Annotated in this window: 24 protein-coding genes; 15 read left to right on the forward strand and 9 right to left on the reverse strand. The window is 69.8% G+C overall.

Annotated elements, in window-relative coordinates; translation table 11 throughout:
* The first annotated feature begins 3 nt into the window (after positions 1 to 3).
* From RFN52_RS25935 to RFN52_RS25960, 6 genes are all read left to right on the forward strand, one after another.
* On the forward strand, positions 4 to 237 hold the full coding sequence (locus tag RFN52_RS25935; protein ID WP_184849469.1) for a Flp family type IVb pilin: 234 nt from the start codon (positions 4 to 6) through the stop codon (positions 235 to 237).
* Positions 234 to 836 (forward strand): pilus assembly protein TadG-related protein, encoded by a 603-nt coding sequence (locus tag RFN52_RS25940; protein WP_184849470.1) that lies wholly within the window; start codon positions 234 to 236, stop codon positions 834 to 836. Before RFN52_RS25935 ends, RFN52_RS25940 begins: the two co-directional genes overlap by 4 nt.
* A gap of 34 nt (positions 837 to 870) precedes the next feature.
* Complete coding sequence (locus tag RFN52_RS25945; protein ID WP_184849472.1) at positions 871 to 1,455, forward strand: hypothetical protein; 585 nt, start codon at positions 871 to 873, stop codon at positions 1,453 to 1,455.
* A gap of 8 nt (positions 1,456 to 1,463) precedes the next feature.
* A complete protein-coding gene (locus RFN52_RS25950; RefSeq protein ID WP_184849473.1) occupies positions 1,464 to 2,114 on the forward strand; it encodes an OmpA family protein in 651 nt (216 codons plus the stop codon).
* Between the two features lie 156 nt (positions 2,115 to 2,270).
* Positions 2,271 to 4,847, forward strand: a complete 2,577-nt coding sequence (locus tag RFN52_RS25955) for a hypothetical protein (RefSeq protein WP_184849475.1) — start codon at positions 2,271 to 2,273, stop codon at positions 4,845 to 4,847.
* Between the two features lie 46 nt (positions 4,848 to 4,893).
* On the forward strand, positions 4,894 to 6,213 hold the full coding sequence (locus RFN52_RS25960; RefSeq protein ID WP_184849477.1) for a hypothetical protein: 1,320 nt from the start codon (positions 4,894 to 4,896) through the stop codon (positions 6,211 to 6,213).
* 265 nt (positions 6,214 to 6,478) lie between these two features.
* On the opposite strand, the gene RFN52_RS25965 is transcribed toward RFN52_RS25960, so the two are convergent.
* The gene (locus RFN52_RS25965) at positions 6,479 to 6,853 is read right to left on the reverse strand and encodes a DUF192 domain-containing protein (RefSeq protein WP_184849478.1); all 375 of its coding nucleotides are present in this window, start codon (positions 6,851 to 6,853) and stop codon (positions 6,479 to 6,481) included.
* A gap of 305 nt (positions 6,854 to 7,158) precedes the next feature.
* Here RFN52_RS25965 and RFN52_RS25970 point away from each other — a divergent pair, with 305 nt between their 5' ends.
* The 4 genes from RFN52_RS25970 to RFN52_RS25985 all read left to right on the forward strand — a co-directional run bounded on the left by RFN52_RS25970 (position 7,159) and on the right by RFN52_RS25985 (position 10,759).
* Positions 7,159 to 7,818 carry a hypothetical protein gene (locus tag RFN52_RS25970; protein ID WP_184849480.1) on the forward strand — a complete coding sequence of 220 codons (660 nt, stop codon included), beginning with the start codon at positions 7,159 to 7,161 and terminating at the stop codon, positions 7,816 to 7,818.
* A 41-nt stretch (positions 7,819 to 7,859) separates the two neighbouring features.
* Entirely contained in the window at positions 7,860 to 8,831 is a 972-nt protein-coding gene (locus tag RFN52_RS25975; RefSeq protein ID WP_184854041.1) for a hypothetical protein, read from the forward strand.
* 108 nt (positions 8,832 to 8,939) lie between these two features.
* A complete protein-coding gene (locus tag RFN52_RS25980; protein WP_184849482.1) occupies positions 8,940 to 9,827 on the forward strand; it encodes an LLM class flavin-dependent oxidoreductase in 888 nt (295 codons plus the stop codon).
* Positions 9,828 to 9,865: 38 nt separating this feature from the next.
* A complete protein-coding gene (locus RFN52_RS25985; protein WP_311241057.1) occupies positions 9,866 to 10,759 on the forward strand; it encodes a class I SAM-dependent methyltransferase in 894 nt (297 codons plus the stop codon).
* Between the two features lie 18 nt (positions 10,760 to 10,777).
* Here the strand turns inward: RFN52_RS25985 and RFN52_RS25990 are convergent, their stop codons facing one another.
* Positions 10,778 to 11,944 (reverse strand): winged helix DNA-binding domain-containing protein, encoded by a 1,167-nt coding sequence (locus tag RFN52_RS25990; RefSeq protein ID WP_184849484.1) that lies wholly within the window; start codon positions 11,942 to 11,944, stop codon positions 10,778 to 10,780.
* Between the two features lie 864 nt (positions 11,945 to 12,808).
* On the opposite strand from RFN52_RS25990, the gene RFN52_RS25995 reads away from it, so the two are divergent.
* The 4 genes from RFN52_RS25995 (at position 12,809) to RFN52_RS26010 (ending at position 17,820) form a co-directional block, all read left to right on the forward strand.
* Entirely contained in the window at positions 12,809 to 13,582 is a 774-nt protein-coding gene (locus tag RFN52_RS25995; protein ID WP_107455663.1) for an isoprenyl transferase, read from the forward strand.
* Between the two features lie 354 nt (positions 13,583 to 13,936).
* Entirely contained in the window at positions 13,937 to 15,262 is a 1,326-nt protein-coding gene (phoH2, locus tag RFN52_RS26000; protein WP_184849485.1) for an RNA 5'-3' helicase PhoH2, read from the forward strand.
* Between the two features lie 421 nt (positions 15,263 to 15,683).
* Positions 15,684 to 16,376, forward strand: a complete 693-nt coding sequence (locus tag RFN52_RS26005) for an aggregation-promoting factor C-terminal-like domain-containing protein (RefSeq protein WP_181361365.1) — start codon at positions 15,684 to 15,686, stop codon at positions 16,374 to 16,376.
* A gap of 136 nt (positions 16,377 to 16,512) precedes the next feature.
* Positions 16,513 to 17,820, forward strand: coding sequence for an AI-2E family transporter (locus RFN52_RS26010; RefSeq protein ID WP_184849487.1), 1,308 nt, complete (start codon positions 16,513 to 16,515; stop codon positions 17,818 to 17,820).
* 81 nt (positions 17,821 to 17,901) lie between these two features.
* Here the strand turns inward: RFN52_RS26010 and RFN52_RS26015 are convergent, their stop codons facing one another.
* Positions 17,902 to 18,435: an alkyl hydroperoxide reductase gene (locus tag RFN52_RS26015; protein WP_031103031.1), complete on the reverse strand. Its 534-nt coding sequence runs from the start codon at positions 18,433 to 18,435 to the stop codon at positions 17,902 to 17,904.
* A gap of 6 nt (positions 18,436 to 18,441) precedes the next feature.
* Complete coding sequence (locus tag RFN52_RS26020; RefSeq protein ID WP_030842656.1) at positions 18,442 to 18,996, reverse strand: peroxiredoxin; 555 nt, start codon at positions 18,994 to 18,996, stop codon at positions 18,442 to 18,444.
* 133 nt (positions 18,997 to 19,129) lie between these two features.
* Here RFN52_RS26020 and RFN52_RS26025 point away from each other — a divergent pair, with 133 nt between their 5' ends.
* Positions 19,130 to 20,080 (forward strand): LysR substrate-binding domain-containing protein, encoded by a 951-nt coding sequence (locus RFN52_RS26025; RefSeq protein ID WP_184849489.1) that lies wholly within the window; start codon positions 19,130 to 19,132, stop codon positions 20,078 to 20,080.
* A 16-nt stretch (positions 20,081 to 20,096) separates the two neighbouring features.
* On the opposite strand, the gene RFN52_RS26030 is transcribed toward RFN52_RS26025, so the two are convergent.
* The 5 genes from RFN52_RS26030 to RFN52_RS26050 form a co-directional block, all read right to left on the reverse strand.
* Entirely contained in the window at positions 20,097 to 22,433 is a 2,337-nt protein-coding gene (locus RFN52_RS26030; RefSeq protein ID WP_184849490.1) for an ABC transporter permease, read from the reverse strand.
* Positions 22,430 to 23,119 (reverse strand): ABC transporter ATP-binding protein, encoded by a 690-nt coding sequence (locus RFN52_RS26035; RefSeq protein ID WP_184849492.1) that lies wholly within the window; start codon positions 23,117 to 23,119, stop codon positions 22,430 to 22,432. Before RFN52_RS26035 ends, RFN52_RS26030 begins: the two co-directional genes overlap by 4 nt.
* The gene (locus RFN52_RS26040) at positions 23,116 to 23,640 is read right to left on the reverse strand and encodes a PadR family transcriptional regulator (RefSeq protein ID WP_184849494.1); all 525 of its coding nucleotides are present in this window, start codon (positions 23,638 to 23,640) and stop codon (positions 23,116 to 23,118) included. Before RFN52_RS26040 ends, RFN52_RS26035 begins: the two co-directional genes overlap by 4 nt.
* A 128-nt stretch (positions 23,641 to 23,768) precedes the next feature.
* Positions 23,769 to 24,029 carry a type II toxin-antitoxin system antitoxin gene (locus RFN52_RS26045; RefSeq protein ID WP_062928849.1) on the reverse strand — a complete coding sequence of 87 codons (261 nt, stop codon included), beginning with the start codon at positions 24,027 to 24,029 and terminating at the stop codon, positions 23,769 to 23,771.
* A complete protein-coding gene (locus RFN52_RS26050; protein WP_184849495.1) occupies positions 24,026 to 24,961 on the reverse strand; it encodes an SPFH domain-containing protein in 936 nt (311 codons plus the stop codon). The genes RFN52_RS26045 and RFN52_RS26050 overlap by 4 nt, the downstream gene beginning before the upstream one ends.
* Positions 24,962 to 25,219: the final 258 nt, after the last annotated feature.

A 25,219-nucleotide genomic window follows, 5' to 3' on the forward strand; every position in this document is an offset into this window, starting at 1 on the left:
ACCATGAGCGACCTGATGCTGAAGACCGCCGTCGCAACCAAGGTCCGCGTGAACGGCTGGAAGAACACGACGGCCGAGGCGATGCGCCGCCGCGCGGGCGACAAGGGGCAGACGGCGGTCGAGTACCTGGGCATCATCGCGGTGGTGGTGGCGATTGTGCTGGCGATTACGGGTACCAGCATCGGCAATACGATCCTCGACAAGATCACGAATCTGGTCAACCGGGTCGGGAATTGACGCGATCTCGCAAGTACGGCGACGCAGGGCAGGCCTTTCCCATCTACATCACGGTGGTGGGGGGCCTGCTCTTCCTTGCGCTCGCCTACTTTGCGGTCGGCCAGGCCACAGTGAACAGGGGCGGTGCCCAGACGGCAGCCGACGCCGCGGCGCTCGCGGCTGCCCAGGACGCCCGGGATCAGCTTGCGGGCAAATGGGTCGAGGCCGTTCTCGACCCCGCCAAGTGGCAGGACATCTTCGACGGCGCCGTACCGCTGGTCAACGACCCGTGCTCGCGCGCGCACCAGCTCGCCAGCCAGAACGATGCCGATGTCCAAGGGTGCGCGGGCACCGGATTGCCCCTGGGTTACGAGGTCGCGGTGCAGACCCGGAAGCCCATGGGGGAGTCCATCGTCCCCGCCACGGCGCAGAAGCGGTCCCGGGCCAGTGCCACGGCCGTCATCGAGCCCCTCTGCGAGTTCAAGCCCCTTGCCGAGGATGCGGGGGACGACGCGCTCCCTCGCCTCACCTGCGACGGCAAGAACTGGGACCTGAAACCGGACGATCTCGCCGAGCTCCCGGAACCTGAGGATCTTTTCGACGTCCACCTGGCCGGCTGAGAAGCGAACGACGAGTGATGAAGGAAGCGGAGAGATGAGCATGCGGATCACTGAGAGGGCCCGCAGGAGGACGGTCGCGCTGACCCTGGCGGCCGGGCTGGCCCTGGGTACGGCCGGCTGTGGCGGTGGAGGTGGCGGCGACGACAAGAAGCCTGACACCTCAGCCTCCGCTTCCAAGGACCGTGGCTCTGCGCCGAGTGCTCAGGAGGGGAAGTCGGAGGCGCCGCTGGCCGAACTCAAGGGCAAGGACGGCCTGCTCCTGCAGATCACGTCAGCGCAGCGGGACGCGGGCGGATTCCTCACCGTGAACGGCCAGTTCAAGAATGACGGATCGGGATCACTGGTGCTCCCGGCCGCGCTGCGCGGTGATGAAACGGAGATCCTCAAGCACGGCACGTCGCTCGGCGGCGCGACGCTTGTGGACTCGAAGGGGAAGAAGCGCTATTACGTGCTGCGCGACACCGATGGACGACCGCTGACCACCACCGGTCTCACCACGATCGAATCCGGTCAGACCATCCCTGTCTTCATCCAGTTCCCCTCCCCGCCCGCGAGCGCCACCGACGTCACCCTCCAGGTCCCGACGTTCTCCAGCGGCACCATCAAGATCTCCGGGTGAGGCCGGCCATGACGACCCGCACCCGAACCCGAACGGCGACTCCACGCCTCGCCCTCGTCCTCACCGCCGCCGGCCTCATGGTCGCCACGAACATCTACGGCGCCGTGTCGGCCCACGCAGACGAAACCCCCGGCGTCCCGCCTGGCACCGAGGCCTCCGCCTCCGCCCCCGTCGAGGTCGACGTGAACGACCCCGACCTCAAGCTGCCCGAGGGCGGCACCCTCGCCGAACCCAAGGTCCTCGACATCAAACAGGTCGTCGAAGACCAGAGCGGCGACGAACGCCGAGAAGACACCAACGCCGACGTCAAGTTCGCCCTCCAGGCCGAGGTCCTCTTCGGCAAGGACAGCGCGAAACTCGGTGCCGAGGCCAAGGCCCGGATCTCCGCGATCGCCGAGGAGATCAAGACGCAGAACGCGACGAAGATCCGCGTCTTCGGCTTCACCGACAACCTCGGCTCCTCCGCCCACGGCGACGTCCTGTCCCGCAAGCGCGCGGACGCCGTACAGAACGTCCTCGACCAGGAACTGACCGACTCCAACGTCACCTACGAGGTCCGCGGCTACGGCGAGCAGTACCCCATCGCCGACAACTCCACGGAAACGGGACGCAAGAAGAACCGCCGGGTCGAGGTCTCCTTCCCGCGCACAGAGAGTTGAGCCACCGAAGGTGGGCCCGGGTTTGGGGCCACGGGCCCATGCCTGAGTGATCGGCGTTCCTTAGCCTCGGCTCGGTATCCGTCTTGAACGGCCGCATATCGAGCTGAGCTGAGGTCGCGCATGTCTCCTGCCGGTGACCGGATACCCCCGCTCGGAATGGGGGGTGCACAGAACAGCCCGTCCTGGGACCGGCATTCACCGTTGCCGAGGGAACTGGGCTGGGCGCAGATACTGCTGTGGGTGCAGTTCGCGCTGACGGTTCTCTACGTGGTCACCGTGCTGTCGGTGGTGACGTACCACTCCGGGGAGATCTTCGGGATCCTGGCGTACGACTCGCTGCCCAGTGTGGCCGGGATCTACCTGGCCCGGCGCCTGTGGCGGGGCGGGGTGTGGACGAGCCGCGCACTGATCGCCGTACAGGCGTGGACCGTGTGGCTGTCGTTCGGCACGCTGTTGCACGGTGATCTGCGGGGCATCACGCAGGCGGCGATGCCGGTGGCGGTCATCGTGCTGTTGCGCCGGGCCCGGTCGCGCGAGTGGTTCGAGAGCGCTCCCCAGGACAGGGAGGAGCGGCGGGCGTTCAGCCTGGGGAGAATGATCCGCTGGCGGCGGGACGAGGGCCAGACCGCAGTGGAGTACGCGGGGCTCATCGCGGTGGTCGCGGCGATCATCGTCGCATTGTCGGTGGGCGGCCTCGGCGGGCGTATCGCCGACGGCATCCAGTCGGCGGTCTGCTCGGTGACGGGCACGGCCTGCTCCGCTCCGCAGGGCGATGGTACGGAGACGGGTGCGGCCGGGGACAACGACCGTGCGCGGCAGGACGACTCGGCCGCCGGCACCGATGGTGGCAACGGCGCGAACGCGGACGGTGGCGCGCGAGCAGCAGACGGTGGTCCGGACGCGGATGGCGAGACGGGTGCCGAAGGCGACTCGGGCACTCAGGGGGGTGCGGGTGGCCAGGGAGACACCGGTGCCGGCGATGGTACGGGCGGCGACGGCAGCGGCGGTGGTCCCGCGTGGTCGACTCGGATCATCACCTACGAGGGCGCGGGGACGAACGACACGGTTCCCCTCGCTCCGGGGCCGTTCGACGAGAGGTCGCTCTGGGACGAGGTACATGACCAGGAACGCCACGACAGGACGTTCATGGACCATGTCCGGGGCTTCTTCGTGGCCCCGACCAAGAGCTTCCTGGCCAGCACCATGGACGTCGTCAGCGACCCGGTCGGCTCGATCAAGGACACCTGGAACGGCCTGACGGGCTACACCACGAACTGGTGGGGCGACAAGGCCGACGATCTGGGCGAGGAGTGGGACAAGGGGAACTACGTCTCCTCCGTGTGGGGCTGGATCAACTCGCCCGAGGACTTCGTGTCCGACCTGGCGACCGACACGTTCGTCGACAAGGAGAACTGGGAGAAGGGCAACTACGGCGCCTCCATCGGCAACACCGTAGTCGGCGTCATCGGCATCTTCAGCCCGAAGACCATCACCAAGTTCACCAAGTTCGACAAGCTGGCCGAGGTCGGTGAATCCCTCGACAAGGCGACGGATGCGGCGGAGAAGGCCCGCAGGGCTGCCAAGGCGGGCGATGCCGAGGGCGCTCGGAAGGCGGCGAAGGACGCCGACGAGGCGGCGGACGCGGCCGAGAAGCGGGCACGCGAGTCGGGCTGCACCATCGCGGCGCCGGCTCGGCGGATCCCGTACGGCGGCAACCCACCCGGGACCGCCCCTGGCCTCCTCACCGGCTCCTCCGGCACAGGCACCGCGATCCTCGCCGCAGGCCCCTCCGGCTCCCCCTACGTCGTCCTCGCCCAGGACGGCTGCGACGAGGAGGCCAAGGAGGGGGCCCAGGATGCCCGCAAGCAGGCCGACGAGGCGGACACGGTCGCAGACGGGGCCGAGTTGGCAGATCGCCAGGAGGCTGCCAGGAAGGCACTCGAGGACGAGGGCGTCCAACACGCACCGCGGAAGATCGACGAGTTCGTTCAGCGGGCAAAGGACAACCCGGACCCGGACAAGAAGGAGATCGGCAAGGAGGATGCGGCTCGGGCGTTGGATGAGATCTCCAAACTGGCCGGGACGAAGAGCATCTCCAAGGAGGCACGTTCGTCGCTGACCAGCAAGGTCACGAACGCCAAGAACACCGACGAACTCAGCCAGGCACGTGCTGAGCTGAACGCTGTCCAGCGGGCTGCCGACGGTGAGGCAGCACCTGGCACGACTGTGCACACAGCTGTCGGCAAGGACTTCGGCAAGGAGAACGTCGATCTCGGCAACGGCGAAACGGTGAACATCTCCGAGATCAACGACGCCGACGTGCTCTATCGAGGCAAGGACGGCCAGGTCCACGCCGTGGAGGTCAAGAACACGGGCAATGCCACCATCAAGGCTGACTTCGAACGACAGGTCGAGGATCTGGCCGAATGGGAGGGGAAGGGCAGCCCGGGCAGGGCTACTCGAGTCGAGATCGAGACCACTGAGAAATGGACCAATATCTTCAGCGGCTACAAGAGCGGAAAGCGGGACGGCGTCAAGTACAAGCCTGAAGGGACACCGGCTGGAACAATGGCGAAAAACGGGGTGCCTGTACGGATCGCGGGTACGGACATCTCCCCGAGTCAGCTCAAGCGGATGGAGGCAGAGATCCAGGCCCGGAAGCAGGCTGGGACGATGGATTGGTCCAGGATGAAGGATCCGAAGGAAGCGATGGATTACCTGGGCGTCTCATGACGCCAGCGTCTCGGGAAGCCGCCGGGGCACGGACGGAGAGCGACTTGTGGACACCTACCTGCTGCCCGCCGCCATGCGCGAGCTGCCACCGCCTTGGCACGATCTGACATACCGCAGGTCTCAAGCTCTGGAGGCACTTGCCCCCACGGAGGAAAGACTTGAGCAGGCTCGGCACGTGCTGCGCGCGTGCCTGCCCGACCGGCGGCAGAGTGTGCACGACTGGGACGAGGAACTACGGGACTTCTACGACGACCGTGATGACCACGTCCTGGACGAGGCAGACGCCTGGTTGACCCGAATCATGCCGACCACGTCCCAGGTCACTCGGGAGCGGGTGGTGCAGGTGGTCGGAGCCTGGGCTGACATGGGGATCCCCACGGTGCCTGAGCCACCGACTGAACAGTGGGTCGACAGGGTGGCGGCGGAGTGGGCCGCCTCGGTGCGGCAGGCGCTGGCGTACGACGCCTTCACTTTCATCGAGCGTGCGACCACCGCCGGATCGCCGAACGGCGGGGAGGCCGAGGACGTTGCGCTGCTTGCGGCCGCGTTCGTGCGGGTCGGCGTGGCGGTCGAGGCGGCGGTGCGCTTGCTCGTCTCGCTCGGTCGTCCGCGCGGCGAACAGGCATTGAGGGAGCTCGTGAACGACGACGAGGTCCGGGACTTCCGCCCGTACGTGCGTTCCCGGCTTCTCGGGCTGCGCCGTTCGGTGTACGACGTTCGTGCTCGGGAGGCCACCCGCGATGAGGAGCCGCTGCTGCCCGAAGGGCTGCAAGGCCTTCCGTATTCCTGGCAGAACGACTTCGGCTGGGGCGCGACCGCGCCGGATTCCCAGAGCCTCGCCCAGGCGCGTTCAGCACTGGAGGCGTGTCTGACTGTCGAGCGGTTGCCGGATGACGCCCAGATGTGCGGTGACGCTTCGGCGGACTGCAGTGCCATCGCTGAGGTGGTGCGCGCCCTGATGCCGTACCCACGGCTGGTCACTCGCGAGCGAATGAACGAGGCGTGGCGCGAGTGCCAGTCATTGGGGTTCGAATTCCAAGGCATCGACGCCGCGTGCTTCGCCAAGGTCTGGTGCAAGAGGATCGCGGACCGGGTCACCGCCGCCGTTTTCCGCTGGCTCGCTGACCTCCCGCAAGGCGGAGAGGCGGCAGGCGACAAGGAACCGGCTGCGCTGGCGGCAACCGCCCTCTGGGCTGCGGAACTCGCCGAGCGGTGCGCCCGGCGTGGCAGCGCGGTACAGGAGGCCATCTGGTTCCTCCACCGCACGGATGACGTGCCGGGCAGCCGTGAAGCCCTGGCGCGACTGGCCTTCGACCCGAGCCTGCCGGCCACGACGAGGAATGCCGCGCAGGAGTGGGCGCAATGACGTCCTACACCCGTTACTGACCGCAGAAGGCGTACGACGGGGCGCCAGGTGCGCGATGGGGAGCCCGGCGGCCAGGGCGGCATGGGAGCGCCTGTCGGTGAAGCCGGGCGGGCCGGCAAGCTGGGAGGACGCGGAAGCCGCACAGCACATGCTCCACGACCTGGAAAGCGAAGGAACCTGACGCGGCCGACCGGACAGCGATCCGCATGCGGGTGAGCGACCCGCCGTAGAAGCGTGGAGCCCCCGGAACGATCCCCTGAGTTCCCTACACCGGCACGACGACCTCCACCCGAGCCCCTTTCCGAATCCCCCACTCACTCATCGCCCCGGCCTCGGCCTCCAGCACGTGCCGGGCCCGCACCCGAGGCATCCCCAGCCGCCCCGGCCGCATCGTGCGCACGGCGATGACGCGAAGGCCGCGATCGAGATAGGCGACATCGATCGGCATCCGCATACGGAAGGTGTGCACGCTGTTGGCGGGGGAGAGCAGGATCGCCCCGTCGACGGAGTCCCGCCCCAACAGCCCCTTCGTACGGGCCCGATAGGAGGTGGCGATCTCCAGCGGCACCCCGACGGGTGGCTCGCCGCCACCCCCGTGCACGACCAACTCCCCATGCCCGTCGCGCCAACGCCGCCCCACCCGGACCCCCTCCGACTGCCCATGCTGGCTCTCGGGCCCGACCGTATCCGCAGAGGGCAGGCCCGCGCATGGGCCCACGGACCCAGGCCCTTTGCTCGTTCCTGACTGAAACGCCCCCGGAGACAGGGGCGTTGATGCCCGGCATTGACGCGTTATGCAACCGTTACGGCTCGAAGGTGACGACGAATCACCAATTCCTCCCCATACGACCCGTGAGTCGACAACCTTCGCCCTGGTGCGGCCGGACCCCGCTGTATAGCTTTGGTTCGCTCAAGAGAAGCCTCGCCACCTCCCGGGAGCCGACCGTGAACCGCCGCCCCACCCTCCTCGCAGCGCTCACGCTGACCGCCGCTGCGGCCCTGACGCTGTCCGCGTGCGGGAGCGACGACAGCTCCAAGGGCAAGGACAACGACAAGATCGCGGGAGCGGACACGGGAAGCGAGGCCTCGGCATCGCCGACCGCTTCCGACCCGGCGCCGGCCGGACGACCGAAGATCGACCTGCCGTCGGACGTGACCTACGAGTTCGAATGGAAGAAGACCGGCGACGCCCAGAAGGACGCCGTGCTCAATGATGCCGAGCAGCGCATCAGGGCCGTGGACATGGCCATCGCCAAGCAGGACCCCCTCGACAAGGGCTACCGCTTCTACTCGGACGGCACGGCCGCCGCCGAAAGCCAGAAGTACATCCAGGAGTTCGTCGACCACAAAGCACGCACGACTGGTCTGACCCGCTACTACAACGAGAGCCTGACGATCAAGGACGACGGCACGGCCGCACTCGTGTACTGCGAGGACCAGAGCAAGGCGTTCAACAGGTTCCTGAAGACCGGAAAGACGGATGTCACGCCGGTGACGAAGGACAGCTACGTCGTATACGCCGGTACTCTGCGCAAGAACGACAAGGGCGTATGGGTGACCGAGCGACTGATCTCGCAGCGGGGGAGCGCGAAGTGCCAGCCCTGATCCGTACCAGACGCCTGCTCGTCACTTCGGGCTTCGTAGCGATGGCCCTGGCCATGTCCGGCCCCGCTTACGCGGAGAAGGGGTTCGGCGGCACGGACGGCGAGACGCAGAAGGCCAACGCAGGCAAAGACGGCACCGTCTCCGTAACCGTAGGCGGCGTCGTATTCGACCGTTCCAAGAACGGCAGCGGCACCTCCGCCGGTGCGCTCACCTCCTCCACGTCCTGGACCCCGCCCCCCTGCTGGTACGCCCCGAAGTACACCCCGGAGCAGCTCCAGAAGACCATGGAGCCGGTCTGGGAGGCCGGTTCCACGGGCTATGAGTGGGACGCGAAGCAGCGCGACCGTTACGTCAACGGGAAGCCGTACAAGGACTTCAACAAGGACAAGACCGGCAAGGGCTACTTCTGGGACTCGTTCGTCGACGAGGACTTCCCCCCGGGGTGGGACGCCTGCACGGAGGAACCCTTCTGGGTGGACCAGGGCGACCCGCCGCCCGCCGACATCCAGAACGCCGTCACGCCCGAGATCCTCGCCGAACTCGCCTACGCCGAGATCCGCGTCCCCAGCACCAAGGTCACCCTGGCACCCGCCGCGGCGACCAAGGTCAACCTGCCGACCTGGGCCTGGCTGGACGTCGCAGACTTCAAGCCGGTGTCCGTCACCGCCTCCGTACCCGTCATCGGCATCACGGCGACCGCGACCGCGAGGCCGAAGTCGCTCAGGATCGAACCGGGCAACAAGGACGCCGTGACCTACCCCGCCTCCGGCGTCTGCGAAGCCGACGGCGATCGCATCGGCGAGCCCTACGCCAAGGGCAAGGCCGACCGGACGCCGCCCTGCGGAGTCAGGTACCTGCGCTCCTCGGGCGACGGCACCTACCCCCTCCAGGCCACCGTCACCTGGGAGATCGACTGGACCGGCTCCGGCGGTGCGGGCGGCGACCTCCCCGACGGCACGTTCGGCGCCACCCAGGACGTGGTCGTGCAGGAGATCCAGGCCGTCAACCGCTGAGCGAGGACCGAGCCCGGCCGGGCGGGGCACCCACCATGCGAGGGACGCCCGCCCGGCCGACGCGAATTGCGTTGTCCGTCGCGGCCCGGCCCGGGTAAGAACAGCACCATGACCTCACTAGGCGCAGTCTTCCGCCCCCAACTGGCCCCCGAGCGACTCCGATCAGTGGCCCGGCTGGCCGATGACGCCGGCCTCGAAGAGCTCTGGCTCTGGGAGGACTGTTTCAGAGAGGGCGGGATCTCCACCGCCGCAGCCGCCCTCGCGTGGACCGAGCGCGTGCGCGTCGGGGTCGGGCTGTTGCCCGTGCCCCTGCGGAACGTCGCCATCACGGCCATGGAGGCCGCCTCGCTGCACCGGATGTTCCCGGGGCGCGCGATCCTCGGCGTGGGACACGGCGTGCAGGACTGGATGGGACAGGTCGGTGCCCGGGTCGAGTCGCCGGTCACGCTGCTGCGGGAGCATCTCCTCGCGCTCAGGGCTCTGCTGGGCGGTGAGCGGGTCACCGTCGACGGGCGGTACGTCAAGCTCGACGACGTCGCCCTGGACTGGCCGCCGGAGGGCCCGCACGGCGGGGTGCTGGCCGGGGCCACCGGGCCGCGGTCCCTGCGGCTCACCGGAGAGGCCGCCGACGGGACCATCCTCACCGCCTCCACGAACGCCGAGGGCGTACGCAGGGCGCGGCAGCTCGTCGAGGAGGGCCGCGCCGCGGCGGGCCGGGGGACAGGACCCCACCCCCTGGTCGTCTATCTCCTCACCGCCACCGGGCCCGACGCCGCCGCCCGGCTGCGCGCGGAGCTCACCGCCGAGGGGGACGAAGCCGTTCCGGACCTCGGGGTCGCCGGGGATGCCGGGGCCGTCGCCAAGGCCGTCGAGCGGCTGGTGGAGGCCGGGGCCGACAGCGTCGTCCTGCAGCCGACGGCGGACGAGCCCGACCCGGAGGGGTTCGTGCGGTTCGCCGCCGAGGAAGTGCGGCCCCTGGTTCCCATGCCACGGTGACCAGCACGTCGTATTCGTCCTGTCGTAAGGAGCACCGCGTGACGTCCCTGCCCCACCCCGGGCCTCCGCACCCCACCACCTTCGAAGACCTCGTGGCCGAAGGCGCCTCCGTCCCCACGGACGGCTGGGACTTCTCCTGGTTCGAAGGGCGGGCGACGGAGGCACGCCCCTCCTGGGGGTACGCCGTCTCGATGGCCGAGCGGCTGGGCAGGGCGAGCGCCGTGCTCGATGTGCAGACCGGGGGCGGCGAGGTGCTGGACTTCGCCCTCTCCCGGGTCGCCGAGGAGACCACAAGCAGGCCCGCCACCGGTTCCGCCGCCGAGACCGGCAGCAAGTCCGAACCACAGTCCGGCACCGACACCCCCGCCCCGAAGCCGCCCCTCCTCACCGTCGCCACCGAAGGCTGGCCCCCCAACGTCGCCAAAGCGACCGCCCTGCTCCGTCCGCGCGGCGTCGCGGTCGTCGCCGCTGCGGAGGACGATCCGCTGCCCTTCGCCGACGGCGCCTTCGACCTGGTCGTCAGCCGGCATCCCGTCCGCCCGCACTGGGCGGAGATCGCCCGCGTCCTCCGGCCCGGCGGGACGTATTTCGCCCAGCACATCGGCCCGAACAGCGTCTTCGAACTCGTCGAGTACTTCCTCGGACCCCAGCCGGACGGCGTGCGCAGTGCCCGCCACCCCGACCGTGAGCGTGCCGACGCCGAGGCCGCCGGGCTCGACGGCGTCGGGCTGCGGGCGGAGCGGCTGCGCGTGGAGTTCCACGACATCGGCGCGGTCGTGCACTTCCTGCGCAAGGTGGTCTGGATGGTCCCCGGCTTCACCGTCGAGGCGTACGAGCCGCGGCTGCTGGAGCTGCATGAGCGCATCCGGGCCGATGGCCCCTTCGTCGCCCACAGCACCCGCCACCTCTTCGACGCGCGCAAGCCGGGCTGACGCACCCCGGGCCCGTGATCACGCGTGCGGGCCCACCGTCACCTCTCCCACCACCAGCTCGGCCGTCGCCTCCAGTACCTCACCCACGCGCTCAACCTGCTCGCCCAGCTCCCGTTCCTGCCGTGCCGTCAGCGGGGCGAGCGGCTCGACCGTGACGGTCGTACGACGGCCCCGGCGCCGCTGGTGCCAGACCCCCGCCACCACTCCGTCGACGAGCAGCACCGGATAGTTGCCCGCCTGGCCGCCCGCGAGGGCGCGCCGGTACGCCGCCCCGGGGAACAGCCGTTCGCGTGGCTGCCCGGCGATGACGTACGCGTCGAAGTAGGGGAGCAGGCGGACTCCCCGCGCCGGGCCGTCCGGGAAATCGGTGTCGCCCGCCACCACCCACGCCGGTGTTCCCTCGAAGCGGACCTCCTCGATGCGGCCCGCCGCGGCCAGTTCGCCGAACAGGGCCGTGGCCCAGCCGGGCGGCGCCGCCAGCCACCGTGCGAAGTGCGCCGGGGTCGCCGGGCCGTACGCGCGCAGATAGCGGCGGACGAAGACGGACAAGGCATCACCGTCCCCGTCGCCCACCTTCCGGTTCCCCGTGGCGGGGCGCGTGTACGTCGCCTTGCGGCCGCGGTCGGGGCCGAAGCACAGCGTGCCCGCCCAGCCGGCCCGGTGCATCACCTGGCGCCAGCGCGGCCACAGGTCCTGGAACGCCGGCATCACGCGGGCACCGGCCCAGGGCCCCGTCCGGGCGACGACCTCCTCGGACAGCTCGTCGAGCGTCAGGAACCTGCCGTCGAGCGCTTCGCCGATCGCCGTCACGACCTGGGCGGCCTGCTCCTCGGTGAGCCGCACGTCGGGCGGGAACGGGCTCGGGCCGGCCGGGACCGCCGTCAATGCGGCGGCGAAGAGGGGGAGCTCACCGGCCGGGAGGAGATGGACCGTGCCGCGCGGGCCGTACGTCTTGACCAGGGACCGGTCGCCCCAGAGCGCGGACCGTACGTCCGCCCGTGTCACCCCGTCCGTCCGCATCCCCAGCGACAGCTCGGCCGCGGAGAGCACCTGGGCGTGCACGCCCAGCATCGCGCCGGCCACCTCGGCGAGCGGCACGCCGGTCCCGGCAGGCCCGGCCAGGAACTGCCGCTCCGCCCGGCGTGCGCCGGCCGCGTCCCACGTGATGCTCACGTTCGTCGTCATGGTGCGACGCTAGACGCCAATGAGGACAGATATCGGCCTAGATGGGCTTCCTGCGCCGAATGGCCGCCCGGCTCGCACCGTTCGCTGCGGCTCGCACCGTTCGCCTTGTCACCCTTTCGCCGGGTCACCCCTTTCGCTCACTGCACTTGCGCATCTTCCGCCGAGGGTTTTCACATCGTTATCGCCTGCGGCTCGCCTCCCCGCATCCACTCGCGTAGATTCGAAGCCAGGCAATTCGCGTGAGCAAAGCTGCGCGGGCGGTACCGCGCAGTGGAGGGGGCTGCGCGGTACCAGGCCTCTCGCCGGGTCTCGCGCAGCGGTGATGTCGGGACGGCAAAGCGGCGAATCGGCGACGGCCCGGGGGCGACCCCGGGTCAAGCGGGCGTTCGCGGCCGGGTCACCCGTCGGGGGGATGCCGGGACATGTCACCCGAGTGGGCCCCAAGGTGCGGAAAATCCTCCGGATCCTGCCCCGTGGCGCCCGATTCCCCTGCGTATGCGCCCTGTTTCGGCCACAGGCAAGCCCTGAACGAGGGCCTCCGCGGTCATCGCCGCGTCGCCGGGCGGCTCCGGAGAGTAGTTGTGGCACGCCGATGCGCGCAGCATCACTTACGAAGGGTTATGGTGGAAACCCCCCCTCGGGCCGGTCCGTCTCCCCCCCACGGACCGGCCCGTTTTATTTGGGTCCGCCGGGCGGCTCGAACCACCGGCCGGAACCTTTCGTTCCGCCCCGGTTGGCGGCCCACCGCCGCAGCGGGGGTAGGCTTCGCCCCCGGGGACTGCCACACGGGCAGGGACCGCCCGCGGCCACGACCGGGCCGCACACCGCGGCCTGTCCGATCCTTACGGAGGGGCTGACGATCACGTGAACCTGCGCGACAAGCTGCGCGGCCTGCTGGTCAGGCTGTACGCACGCCGGGTGGAAGGTCACCTGGACCACGCTCAGGTGCCCAAGCACATCGGCGTCATCATGGACGGCAACCGGCGCTGGGCGAAGGCCGCCGGATCCAGCACCGTCGACGGCCATCGGGCCGGTGCCGGGAAGATCGAGGAGTTCCTCGGCTGGTGCACCGAGACCGATGTCGAGGTCGTCACCCTCTGGCTGCTGTCCACGGACAACTTCGACCGGCCGCAGGAGGAACTCGTCCCCCTGCTCGGCATCATCGAGGACGTCGTGCGCACCCTGGCCGCCGACGGCCGCTGGCGCGTGCACCACGTGGGCACGCCCGACCTGCTGCCCTCGGGGATGCAGACGGTCCTCAAGGAGGCCGAGGAGACCACCGCGCACGTCGACGGCATAGTGGTCAACGTCGCCATCGGTTACGGCGGCCGGCAGGAGATCGCCGACGCCGTCCGCTCGATGCTGCTCGACGCCAAGGACCGGGGCACCTCGATGGAGGAGCTCGCCGACGCCGTCGACACCGACATGATCGGGCGTCACCTCTACACCAGCGACCAGCCCGACCCCGATCTGGTGATCCGCACCAGCGGCGAGCAGCGGCTGTCCGGATTCATGCTCTGGCAGACCGCCCACTCCGAGTACTACTTCTGTGACGTGTTCTGGCCGGCGTTCCGCAAGGTCGACTTCCTGCGTGCCATGCGCGACTACGCCGTCCGCCACCGGCGCTACGGCGGCTGACGTACCGCTGCCGGGCACCGCGGACGCAGGACGTCCCACGTCACGGCGCCTCCCCGTACCCCCTTGAGGTCGCGCGTAACACGGAGTTCACGCGCTCGCCGTCATATGCCGTGGCATGGCGACGCTCGTTCGAGGGCATAACCCAGACAGGTCGACGCCCGAACCACGGGTGTCGTATCTCAGCGGACGGCACGGGGCCGTCCGCCCGGGAGGCCCTTTGCACCAGCCCGATCGTGCGGTCACAGCACGGACGAAGAGGCGGAGGGCCGGTTCTCGGCCCGCGCAGGGCGGCCGACGACCGGTCCAGCTCCATACCGTCGCTCCCCGACCTCATCCGAGGGGGTACGTCCTTCCGTGGTGACCAGCACAAAGCGCCACAAGCCCGACCGGCGCACCTATGTTCTCGACACCAGCGTCCTGCTGGCCGACCCGAACGCCCTGAACCGCTTCGACGAGCACGAGGTCGTGCTCCCCATCGTCGTGGTCACGGAGCTGGAGGCCAAGCGGCACCATCCCGAACTCGGCTACTTCGCCCGGCAGGCCCTGCGTCTGCTCGACGAGTTCCGGGTGAGGCACGGTCGCCTCGATGCCCCCATCCCTATCGGGGATCTGGGCGGGACCGTCCGTGTCGAGCTCAACCACTCGGACCCCAGCGTGCTGCCCAGCGGCTACCGCCTGGGGGACAACGACTCCCGCATCCTCGCGGTCGCCCGCAACCTGCAGGCCGAGGGTTTCGACGTCACCGTCGTGTCCAAGGACCTCCCGCTCAGGATCAAGGCGTCCTCCGTCGGACTCCTCGCCGAGGAGTACCGCGCGGAGCTCGCCATCACGGACTCCTCCGGCTGGACCGGAATGTCCGAACTGACCCTGCCCGGCGAGCAGGTGGACATCCTCTTCGAGGAGGGGCACGTCTACGTCCCCGAGGCCGCCGCACTCCCGGTGCACACGGGCCTGATGATCCAGTCGGAGCGCGGCAAGGCGCTCGGGCGGGTCACGCCCGAGGGCAACATCCGTGTCGTGCGCGGGGATCGAGAGGTGTTCGGCATCAAGGGCCGCAGTGCCGAGCAGCGCATCGCGCTGGATCTGCTGCTCGACCCGGACGTGGGGATCGTGTCGATGGGCGGCCGGGCCGGCACCGGCAAGTCGGCGCTGGCGCTGTGCGCGGGGCTGGAGGCGGTCCTGGAGCGCCGTCAGCACCAGAAGGTGATGGTCTTCCGTCCGCTGTACGCGGTGGGCGGGCAGGAGCTGGGCTATCTGCCGGGTTCCGAGGCCGAGAAGATGAGCCCCTGGGCGCAGGCGGTGTTCGACACGCTGTCGGCGGTCACCTCCCGCGAGGTCATCGAGGAGGTCACCGCGCGCGGGATGCTGGAGGTCCTGCCGCTCACCCACATCCGCGGCCGCTCGCTGCACGACGCGTTCGTGATCGTGGACGAGGCCCAGTCGCTGGAACGGAACGTACTTCTTACCGTTCTGTCCCGGATCGGGGCCAATTCACGGGTGGTTCTCACCCATGACGTGGCCCAGCGGGACAACCTCCGGGTCGGCCGGTACGACGGCGTCGTCGCCGTCGTGGAGAAGCTGAAGGGGCATCCGCTCTTCGCGCACGTGACCCTGACGCGGTCCGAGAGGTCCCAGATCGCAGCCCTTGTGACCGAAATGCTCGAAGACGGGCACATCTGACCGCACCAGGCCAAATAGTATCGCTTATGCGATAGTTGGCGCCGTCCGGAAAAGGCGAAGAGCCTAGCCGGGCGGCGCCTTCGCGTGTGGCCGTTCCGTGGAATTTCCTGCGTCAAACGGGATGTGAGCTTTCACACGCAACTCGGAATTGCCTTGCCCCGTCCGGTTACGGCAGAGTCTCACTCCTGTCAGGCCCCGCATACGACACACCTGTACCCCCAGCGGTACGGCACCACAAAAGCATCAGCATCAACTGCATAGCGATGTCGTATGCCGCCCGAGCAACACGCGGCGCTCCCCTCGGGGGAGTTGCCCACCGGGCCCGCGCCTCCCGTGACCCCGCAGTTGGGGAGGCCTGTGCCAGGGGCACGATTGCGTCCGCGAGGGTCACCGAAGCGGGCGATGCTGGAAGGAAAACCGTGTGAGCCGGATCTCGGTCCGGGGATTCGCAGTGGCTTCGGCCACGGCGGTCACCGCTGTCGGAAGCGTCGTCGGCGTTGCCTCGGGCAGCACCGCGCAGAACAACGACGCCGAAGCGACGGCAAGCGGCGCGACGCTGCTCGCGGACATCCCCGCGGGCCAGCAGGCCCAGGTGCAGACCGCGTCGCTGACGCAACAGGCCGACGCACAGGCCATTCAGGCGGACGCGAGCGCGAAGAAGGACGCCGAGGAGGCCGCCCGCAAGGCCGCCGCCGAGACGGCCATCGCGAAGAAGGAAGCCGCCGAGAAGGCGGCCAAGGAGGCCAAGGAGCGCGCGGAGGCCAAGGAAGCCGCCGCCAGCCGCTCCAAGGACATCTCCGACTTCCCCGTCGCGACCTCCTACAGCATCGCGCAGCTCCAGGCGATGGCACGGCAGATCGTGCCGTCCGGCCAGTTCCAGTGCTTCAGCAACATCGTGGACCACGAGTCCGACTGGAACTACAAGGCGGTCAACCCCTCCTCCGGGGCCTACGGCATGTTCCAGGCGCTGCCCGGTTCCAAGATGTCGTCCGTCGGCGCCGACTGGCGGACCAACCCGGCCACCCAGATCAAGTGGGGCCTGAACTACATGAACGACCGCTACGGCAGCCCCTGTGAGGCCTGGTCGTTCTGGCAGGCCAACAACTGGTACTGAGCCGACCGGCCCACGGCCGATCCCGTCCTTCGCGCGAGCCCCGCACCGTCGTCCGGTGCGGGGCTCGCGCCATGTACGGTCGGACGGATGGCTCCCGGGGGGAGTGGTGCGCCAAGACGGGGGAAAAGGACGGATCATGTCGCGAGTGCCAGGGTGGCTCGGCCGGGTCGGTGCCGGGCTGACCGAGATCAGCGAGCGGTACAACGAACGCCGCGCCGAGGCCGAACGGGAGCAGGACGACCCCGACCCCGGGACGCTCGCCGACGACCACGTGCCGGCGCCCCCGGACTACGCCCCCGATGTCGCCGCCCGCCCCGATCCCGCGCTGGCCGTGCCGTGGGGGGTACGGGTCGCGGCCGAGGCCGGCTGGCGGCTCCTCGTCCTCGCGGGCACGCTCTGGGTGTTGATGCGGGTCATCAGCGCCGTCCAGCTCGTGGTGCTCTCGTTCGTCATCGCGCTGCTCATCACGGCGATCCTGCAGCCGACGGTGGCCCGGCTGCGACGCCACGGCGTGCCGCGCGGGCCGGCGACCGCGCTGACGGCGATGTTCGGCTTCATCGTCATCGGTCTCATCGGCTGGTTCGTGACCTGGCAGGTCATGGAGAACATCGACGACCTCTCGGGCCAGATCCAGGACGGCATCGACGAGTTGCGGAACTGGCTGCTGAACAGCCCCTTCCACGTCACGGACAAGCAGATCAACGAGATCGCCAAGAACCTGCGCGAGGCGGTCGGGGCGAACACCGACCAGATCACCTCGGCGGGCCTGGAAGGCGTGACCGTCGTCGTCGAGGCGCTCACCGGGATCCTGCTGTCGGTCTTCTGTACCCTGTTCCTGCTCTACGACGGCAAGCGGATCTGGGAGTGGACGCTGAAGCTGGTGCCCGTGGCGGCGCGGCCGGGAGTGGCCGGGGCCGGTCCGGCGGCGTGGCGGACGCTGACCGGGTACGTGCGGGGCACGGTGATCGTGGCGCTGATCGACGCGATCTTCATCGGCCTCGGCATCTACTTCCTCGATGTGCCGATGGCCGTGCCGCTGGCGGTGTTCGTCTTCCTGTTCGCGTTCATCCCGCTGGTGGGTGCGGTGGTGTCCGGGGCGCTGGCGGTGGTCGTCGCGCTGGTCACCCAGGGGGTGTTCACGGCCGTCATGACGCTGGTGGTGGTGCTCGCGGTGCAGCAGATCGAGGGGCACATCCTGCAGCCGTTCATCCTGGGGCGCGCCGTCCGGGTCCATCCGCTGGCGGTGGTGCTGTCGGTCGCGGCGGGCGCGATGGTGGCCGGGATCGGTGGTGCGGTGGTCGCCGTCCCGCTGGTGGCGGTGACGAACACGGTCGCCGGGTATCTGCGGTCGTACTCGCAGAAGTCGGCGCTGCGGCATTCGGTGCGGCCGCGCGGGGCCACGGCGGTGAGTGCGGAGCCCGGCCCGGGGGCGCAGTCCCAGTAGCGGGACGTCGAGAACGACAGCAGGGCCCCGTCCACCGGTCAGGTGGACGGGGCCCTGCGATGCGAGGCGTGCGGCCGGGGGTTACTCGGCCAGGACCGCCTCGGCGTCCAGCGTGACGCCGACCGCCTGGATCACGGAGGCGATCTTGAACGCCTCCTGGACGACCTCGCGGTCGAGGCCCGCCTTGCGCAGGACCTGCTCGTGCGAGTCCAGGCACATGCCGCAGCCGTTGATGGCCGAGACGGCGAAGGACCACAGCTCGAAGTCGACCTTGTCGACGCCCGGGTTGCCGATGACGTTCATCCGCAGACCGGCGCGCAGGGTGCCGTACTCGTGGTCCGACAGCAGGTGACGGGTGCGGTAGAAGACGTTGTTCATCGCCATCACCGCGGCGGCGGCCTTGGCGGCCGTGTACGCCTCCGGCGACAGGTTCGCCTTCGCCTCCGGCTCCAGCTCGCGCAGCACGATCGGGGAGCGCGAGGCGATGGCCGTCGACAGCACCGTGCCCCACAGCTGCTGGGCCGGCAGGTCGGAGTTGCCGATGACCGAGCCCAGGTTGAGCTTCAGGTCCTTGGCGTAGTCCGGTATGGCGGACTTCAGGGCATCCAGCGACATGTCAGATCACTCCCCGGAGAGCAGCGCGACCGGGTCGAGGGTCTCGTCGCCCTTCGACCAGTTGCAGGGGCACAGTTCGTCCGTCTGGAGCGCGTCCAGGACCCGGAGGACCTCCTTCGGGTTACGGCCGACCGAGCCCGCGGTCACCATCGAGAACTGGATCTCGTTGTTCTGGTCCACGATGAACACCGCGCGCTTGGCGAAGCCGTCCTCGCCCTCGATGCCGAGGTCGCGCATCAGCTCGTGCTTGGAGTCGGCCATCATCGGGAACGGCAGGTCGCGCAGGTCGTCGTGGTCCTTGCGCCAGGCGTGGTGGACGAACTCGGAGTCGCCGGAGAAGCCGAGGACCTGCGCGTCGCGGTCCGCGAACTCCTCGTTCAGCTTGCCGAAGGCGGCGATCTCGGTCGGGCACACGAAGGTGAAGTCCTTGGGCCACGCGAAGATGACCTTCCACTGACCCTCGTAGGTCTTGTGGTCGATCTGCTGGAACTCCTTGCCCTTCTCCAGCGAGACGCAGGCGGTCAGGTCGAACTCGGGGAACTTGTCACCGACGGTGAGCACACACACTCCTTGCAGCGAAGAAACTCCCGGATCGCGGGGGTTTCCCATGGGTTGGACTGTGTTGATGTTGGCACAGGCTCGATTGATTACGGAAATAGCTACACTCGGTCGAGTTGATCGGAGGTAGTTATCAGTGACTGTCGGTAATAAGCGCAGGCAGCCCAGCCTGGCCCAGCTCCGGGCCTTCGCGGCGGTGGCCGATCACCTCCATTTCCGGGACGCGGCAGCCGCGATCGGCATGAGCCAGCCCGCCCTCTCGGGCGCCGTGTCGGCCCTGGAGGAGACACTCGGAGTGACGCTCCTCGAGCGTACGACGCGCAAGGTGCTGCTCTCACCCGAGGGCGAGCGGATCGCCGTACGCGCCAAGGCGGTTCTGGGGGAGGTGGGAGCGCTCATGGAGGAAGCCGAGGCGGTCCGGGCGCCCTTCACCGGGGTGCTGCGGCTCGGGGTGATCCCGACGGTGGCGCCCTATCTGCTGCCGACGGTCCTGCGACTCGTCCACGAGCGGTACCCGCACCTCGACCTCCAGGTGCACGAGGAGCAGACCGCCAGCCTCCTCGACGGCCTGGCCGGCGGCCGGCTCGACCTGCTGCTGCTCGCCGTGCCCCTGGGGGTGCCGGGCGTGACCGAACTGCCTTTGTTCGACGAGGACTTCGTACTCGTCACGCCGCTCGACCACTGGCTCGGCGGCCGGGAGGGCATCCCGCGCCAGGCACTGCGCGAGCTGAACCTGCTCCTGCTGGACGAGGGCCACTGCCTGCGCGACCAGGCCCTCGACATCTGCCGGGAGGCCGGCCGCGACGACGTGCCGGTCACCACGACCGCCGCGGGGCTGTCCACGCTGGTGCAGCTCGTCGCGGGCGGGCTCGGCGTCACCCTGCTGCCGCGCACCGCCCTCAAGGTCGAGACGTCCCGCAGCAACCAGCTCCTCACCGGGTACTTCGCCGACCCGGCCCCCACCCGCCGGATCGCGCTGGCGATGCGGGCGGGGGCCGCACGCGGCGGGGAGTACGAGGAGCTGGCGGCCGCCCTGCGCCAGGCGCTGCGGCCGCTGCCCGTACGGGTCGTCGATCGCGACGCCTGACGCCCCGCATGAGGACCTACTCCGTCCGCAGCCCGTCCGGCCGCATCAGCTTCATCAGCGGCGGCAGGCTCAGCAGCGTCACCACGAGGACGACGCCCGCGCCGATGCCGGTCACCGACAGCACGCTCGGCCAGTCCACCCGGACCGATGTGTTCGTCATCCGCAGCAGGACCGCGCCCAGGGTCATGCCCACCGCCGCGGCGAGCAGCAGGCCGAGACCGATCGGGATCGCCGTCTGCCACAGCACCGACAGGCCCAGGGTGCGACGCCGGGTTCCGAAGGCGACCAGGGACGACAGCAGCTTGCGGCGTTCGCGCAACTGCTCCAGCTGCGAGACCAGCAGGCTCGCCCCGATCAGGGCCAGCACACACGCGGCTCCGACGGACAGGCCGGTGCGGATGGCGGCGTAGCGGTCGTTGCTCTCGATGCTGTGCCAGGTCATCGGCTGGGACGTCGGGTCGAGCCGCGCGGCCGTGTTGCGCACGTGGTCGTAGGCGTCCGGCACCGAGGGGTCCACGCTCAGGAAGAGCCGCGTGGAGATGAGCGTTTTGAGCTTCCCGGGCAGCGCGCCGGGGGTGATCAGGATGCCGCCGCGCTCGTACCCGGTGGGGTCCTCGCGGGACTCGGCCTGCCGGATGTCCCGCGGAACGGTCCAGGAGACCGTACGGTCGCCGGTGCGGCCGGTTTCCTCCGATTCGGCCCACAGGGGCGTGCCGGGCACGGCCAGGCGGTCGCTGTCGCTGTCGTACTCCGAGCCCTTGGCCGCGAAGACGTCACCGTCGCGGCAGTCGGGGAGCGTTGCGACTTCACGCAGTGACGCGCAGTCGGCCACGGTGATCTGGATGAGGGCGTCCGCCTCGCGCCGGTCGCCGAGATGGAAGTCCGACAGGACGGTGACCTTGCGTATGCCCTCGGTGTCGCGGTACTGCGCGGCGACCGGGGCGGCGTCGCTGCCGTCCGGCACGTCCACGCTCATCTGGGCCCGGGAGACGTCGTACTGCGACGCCCTGGTGTAGTTGCCCTCCACCCCGGCGAACAGCATCTGCAGCGCGATCGCCCCGGCCACCGCCACCGCGATGCCGTTGACCATGCGAGCCGCCACACCGCTGCTCAACTGGAGCCTGCGCACGGCAAGTTGCCAGGCGACTCCGCCCGAACCGAGCCGGGCGACGACCGTCTCCACGACCCAGGGCAGCAGCGCCGTGACACCGATCAGGAGCAGCATCACGCCGCCGACGACCAGGTACTGGTTGAAGCTCCCGCCGTCGTCGCCCTGCCCCATCATCGGGTAGAGCAGCGCCAGCCCGCCCAGCGGCAGCAGCAGCCGCCACCACAGCCGGCGCCGCGCGGGCCTGGCCGTGCGCACCACGCCGAGGGGCTCGATGACCACCCCCCGCAGCGCGAGGATCGTCACCAGGACCGCGGCCGCCGGCACCGCAAGCGCGACCAGGACGGCCAAGAAGGGGGAGGGGTTCAGATAGCTCGGGAACACGCTGACGCGGAACACCTCGACGGACGCCGCCAGTTGCCGTCCGAGCAGGAAGAACCCGGTGCCGAGGACGAGCCCCAGCACGGAACCGGCGAGCGCCTCCCCGGCGGCGATCCGCCGGGTCATCCGGCTGTCGGAGCCGACCAGCCGCAGCGCCGCGAGCCTGCGGTCGCGCCGCTCGCCGCCGAACCGCACGGCCGCGGCGATGAACACGGCGACCGGCATCAGCAGCACCACGAAGACGACCAGGACCAACAGGAGCAGCACCGGGTCCCACGGGTCGGGCGACCCCAGGTCCGGGTTGCCGAAGCTGTCGATCCGGGCCCCGCTGGCGGAGCCCTGAAGCCGTTCCGCGAGCCCCTTGCCGCCCGCGTAGTAGGCGAGTTCCTGCGAGCCGACCAGCCCCTGCTCGCCGATGGTGCCCGTGATCCGGTAGTCCAGCCGCTCCCGCAGCAGCTTGCCCTCGCCGGAGGCGAGCAGCTCCTTCAGCGCGGGGGAGACGACCATCTCGCCGTCCGCCGGGAACGCCGGCACCCCCGGGGGCAGCGGAGCCTTCGGGCCTTCGGCCTCCAGCATGCGCCCGCGCACGTCCCGGTCCCGGAAAGTGGTGTCCGAGTCCACGACGATCAGGGTGTCGTCGGCCTTCGGTATCTCCTGCTGGCCGAAGGTGTGGTCGCTGCGCGCCTCCTCGCGCCGGTCCCGTTCCGCCAGCGCCCCCGGGATGGCGGTGGTGAGCAGCAGCAGCGCCACTCCGAGCCCGACGCCGACGGCCGTGAGCAGCGCCCGGGTCCACCCCTCGCGTCCGCCGGCGAGGGCGAACCGGGCCCCCATGCCCAGGTCCCGGCTCCACTGCCCGACGCTCATACGACGCGCTCCATGTCACGGGACTTGCCGTCCCGGACGACGATCTCGCGGTCGGAATACGCGGCCACCCGCGCCTCGTGGGTGACGAGCACCACGGCCGTGTTGGCCGACCGGGCGGCGTCCGTGAGCAGCTCCATCACGCGCTCGCCGTTGAACGAGTCGAGCGCGCCGGTCGGCTCGTCGGCGAAGACCACCCGCGGGTTCGTCACCAGAGAGCGGGCCACGGCGACCCGCTGCCCCTGACCGCCGGAGACCTCGCCGGGCCGCTTCTTGCGGAGGTCGTCGACCTCCAGCCGTTCCATCCACGCCAGCGCGGTCCGCTCGGCCTCCTTGCGGGAGGAGCCGTTCAGCCGCAGCGGCAGCGCGACGTTCTCCACGCAGGTGAGTTCCGGCACGAGCTGCCCGAACTGGAACACGAACCCGAACTCGGAGCGCCGCAGCGCACTGCGCTCGGCGTCGCTCATCGAGGTCACCTCGCGCCCGTTGTAGGTGATCGAGCCCGAGTCGGGCATGACGATCCCGGCCAGGCAGTGCAGCAGGGTCGACTTGCCCGACCCGGACGGGCCCATCACGGCGACGACCTCGCCCGGGTGGATGGAGAACCCGGCGCCGTCGAGGGCGGTCGTCGGCCCGTACACCTTGCGCAGGTCCTGGGCGGTGAGGAGCGAACCAGCGGGAATCGTCACTGGGTCACCGCCTCACGGAGCTTGTCCAGACGGGCCGCGGCCAGCTCCAGCCAGCGCAGATCCGCCTCCAGGTGGAACAGGGCGTGGTCGCAGATGAGCTGGTCGGCCAGATCGCCCTTGCGCTTGCGGTCGGTGAGGATCCGCATGCTGCGCAGGTGCTCCGAGCGCTGCGTGTCGAGGATGTCCCCGGCGTCGCGGTGGGTGAGCAGCGCGAGGACGACCTTCGTGTAGAGGGTCGACTGGAGGTAGGGCTCCGGCTTCTCGGGCGTGGCGAGCCAGCGCGCGACGTCCGTGACGCCGGCCTCGGTGATCGCGTACCGCTTGCGCTCGGGCCCGTCGCCCGCCTCGATGCCGTCGACCTCGACGAGCCCGTTCTTCAGCAGGCGGGACATCGTCGAGTAGACCTGGCCGTAGTGCAGCGGCCGGTCGTGACCGAACTTCTCGTCGAAGGCCCGTTTCAGGTCGTAACCGTGACGTGGGCCGGACTCCAGGAGTCCCAGGAGAGTGTGACCGATGGACATGGTCGGGACTGTACACGGTGTGTATACGCGGCATGTATACGCCGAGTGTGCAGCTCCTGGCCAGGGGTGCGGCCGTGCAGGTCGGAGTGCGTTGTCACGGTTTCGCTACAGCCGTCCGGTCCGGGTGCTCAGGCCGGCGGGGGCCCGGAGGCGGAACCCCCGGGCGGCCGCCCCCGCCGGGGCAGCGGCCCGGTCTCCCGCGGCAGCCGCCCCGCCTCGGCCAGCGCCTTCCGCAACAGGAACTCGATCTGCGCGTTGGCCGACCGCAGTTCGTCCCCGGCCCACCGCGCGAGCGCCTCGTACACCGCAGGGTCCAGCCGCAGCAGCACCTGCTTGCGCTGCTGCTGCGGCCGCCGCTGCGGGCCCTGGCCTTCGGGAGGGACCGTCACTGGTAGAGGGACCCGGTGTTGAGGACCGGCTGCGCGGCCCGGTCGCCGCACAGCACCACCATCAGGTTGGAGACCATCGCCGCCTTCCGTTCGGAGTCCAGCTCCACGATGTCGCGCTCGGTGATCCGGGCGATCGCCGCCTCCACCATGCCCACCGCGCCGTCCACGATCTGCCGACGCGCCGCGACCACCGCTCCGGCCTGCTGCCGCTGGAGCATCGCCGAGGCGATCTCGGGGGCGTACGCGAGGTGCGTGAAGCGGGACTCGATGATCTGCACGCCGGCCGCCTCCACGCGCGCGTGCAGCTCGACCGCGAGCTTCTCGGTGATCTCCTCGGCGTTGCCGCGCAGTGAGAGGCCGTCCTCCTCGTGGGCGTCGTAGGGGTACTCGATGGCGATGTGCCGCACGGCCGCCTCGGTCTGGGTGGAGACGAACTCGATGTAGTCGTCGACCTCGAAGGTGGCCTGGGCGGTGTCCTCGACGCGCCACACCACGACCGCGGCGAGCTCGATCGGGTTGCCGTAGGCGTCGTTGACCTTCAGGACGGCGGTCTCGTGGTTGCGTACGCGCGTCGAGATCTTCGTGCGGGAGGTGAAGGGGTTCACCCAGCGCAGGCCGTCCTGCCGGATCGTGCCGCGGTAGCGGCCGAAGAGCTGGACGACCCGGGCCTCGCCCGGAGCCACCATGTTCAGCCCGCACATGGCGAGGAACGCCACGAGCGCGACCAGGATGCCGCCGACGATCAGCCCGGCCTTCGCGCCGCCCGCCTCCACCGAGGGGGCGAGCGCGATCAGTCCCGCGCCTGCCAGCAGCCCGACCAGGCCGAGCAGCAGGGCCAGCCCGCCGCCGATGCTGTGTGCGGTGAACTCCCGCACGCGTGGCGCCGGCATCTCGGGCACGTCGGCCGTGACCTGCGTGTCGTGTGTGGACATGGGTGGTCCCCCGTTCTTCTGTCGAAGCCACTCCTGCATAGCTTCTGTCTAGCTAAGTGATATCACTTTATCGCGTCCTGGCAACCCTTCGCGTGTCTCGTACGTCGGTTCCGTTGGGATGGGTGCTGATTGTCACGTCCGCAAAGGGCCGGATCGGCAGCCCTATCTCTTATCTCCCGGTGTTAGCTTTCTGAGCTGACCTGAGCGGCGAACCTGTGTGACGCGTGAGCACACATGAACGAAGCGGAGCGGATCGGA

The sequence above is a fragment of the Streptomyces collinus genome (genome assembly GCF_031348265.1).
GTDB classification, from domain to species: Bacteria; Actinomycetota; Actinomycetes; order Streptomycetales; family Streptomycetaceae; genus Streptomyces; species Streptomyces collinus.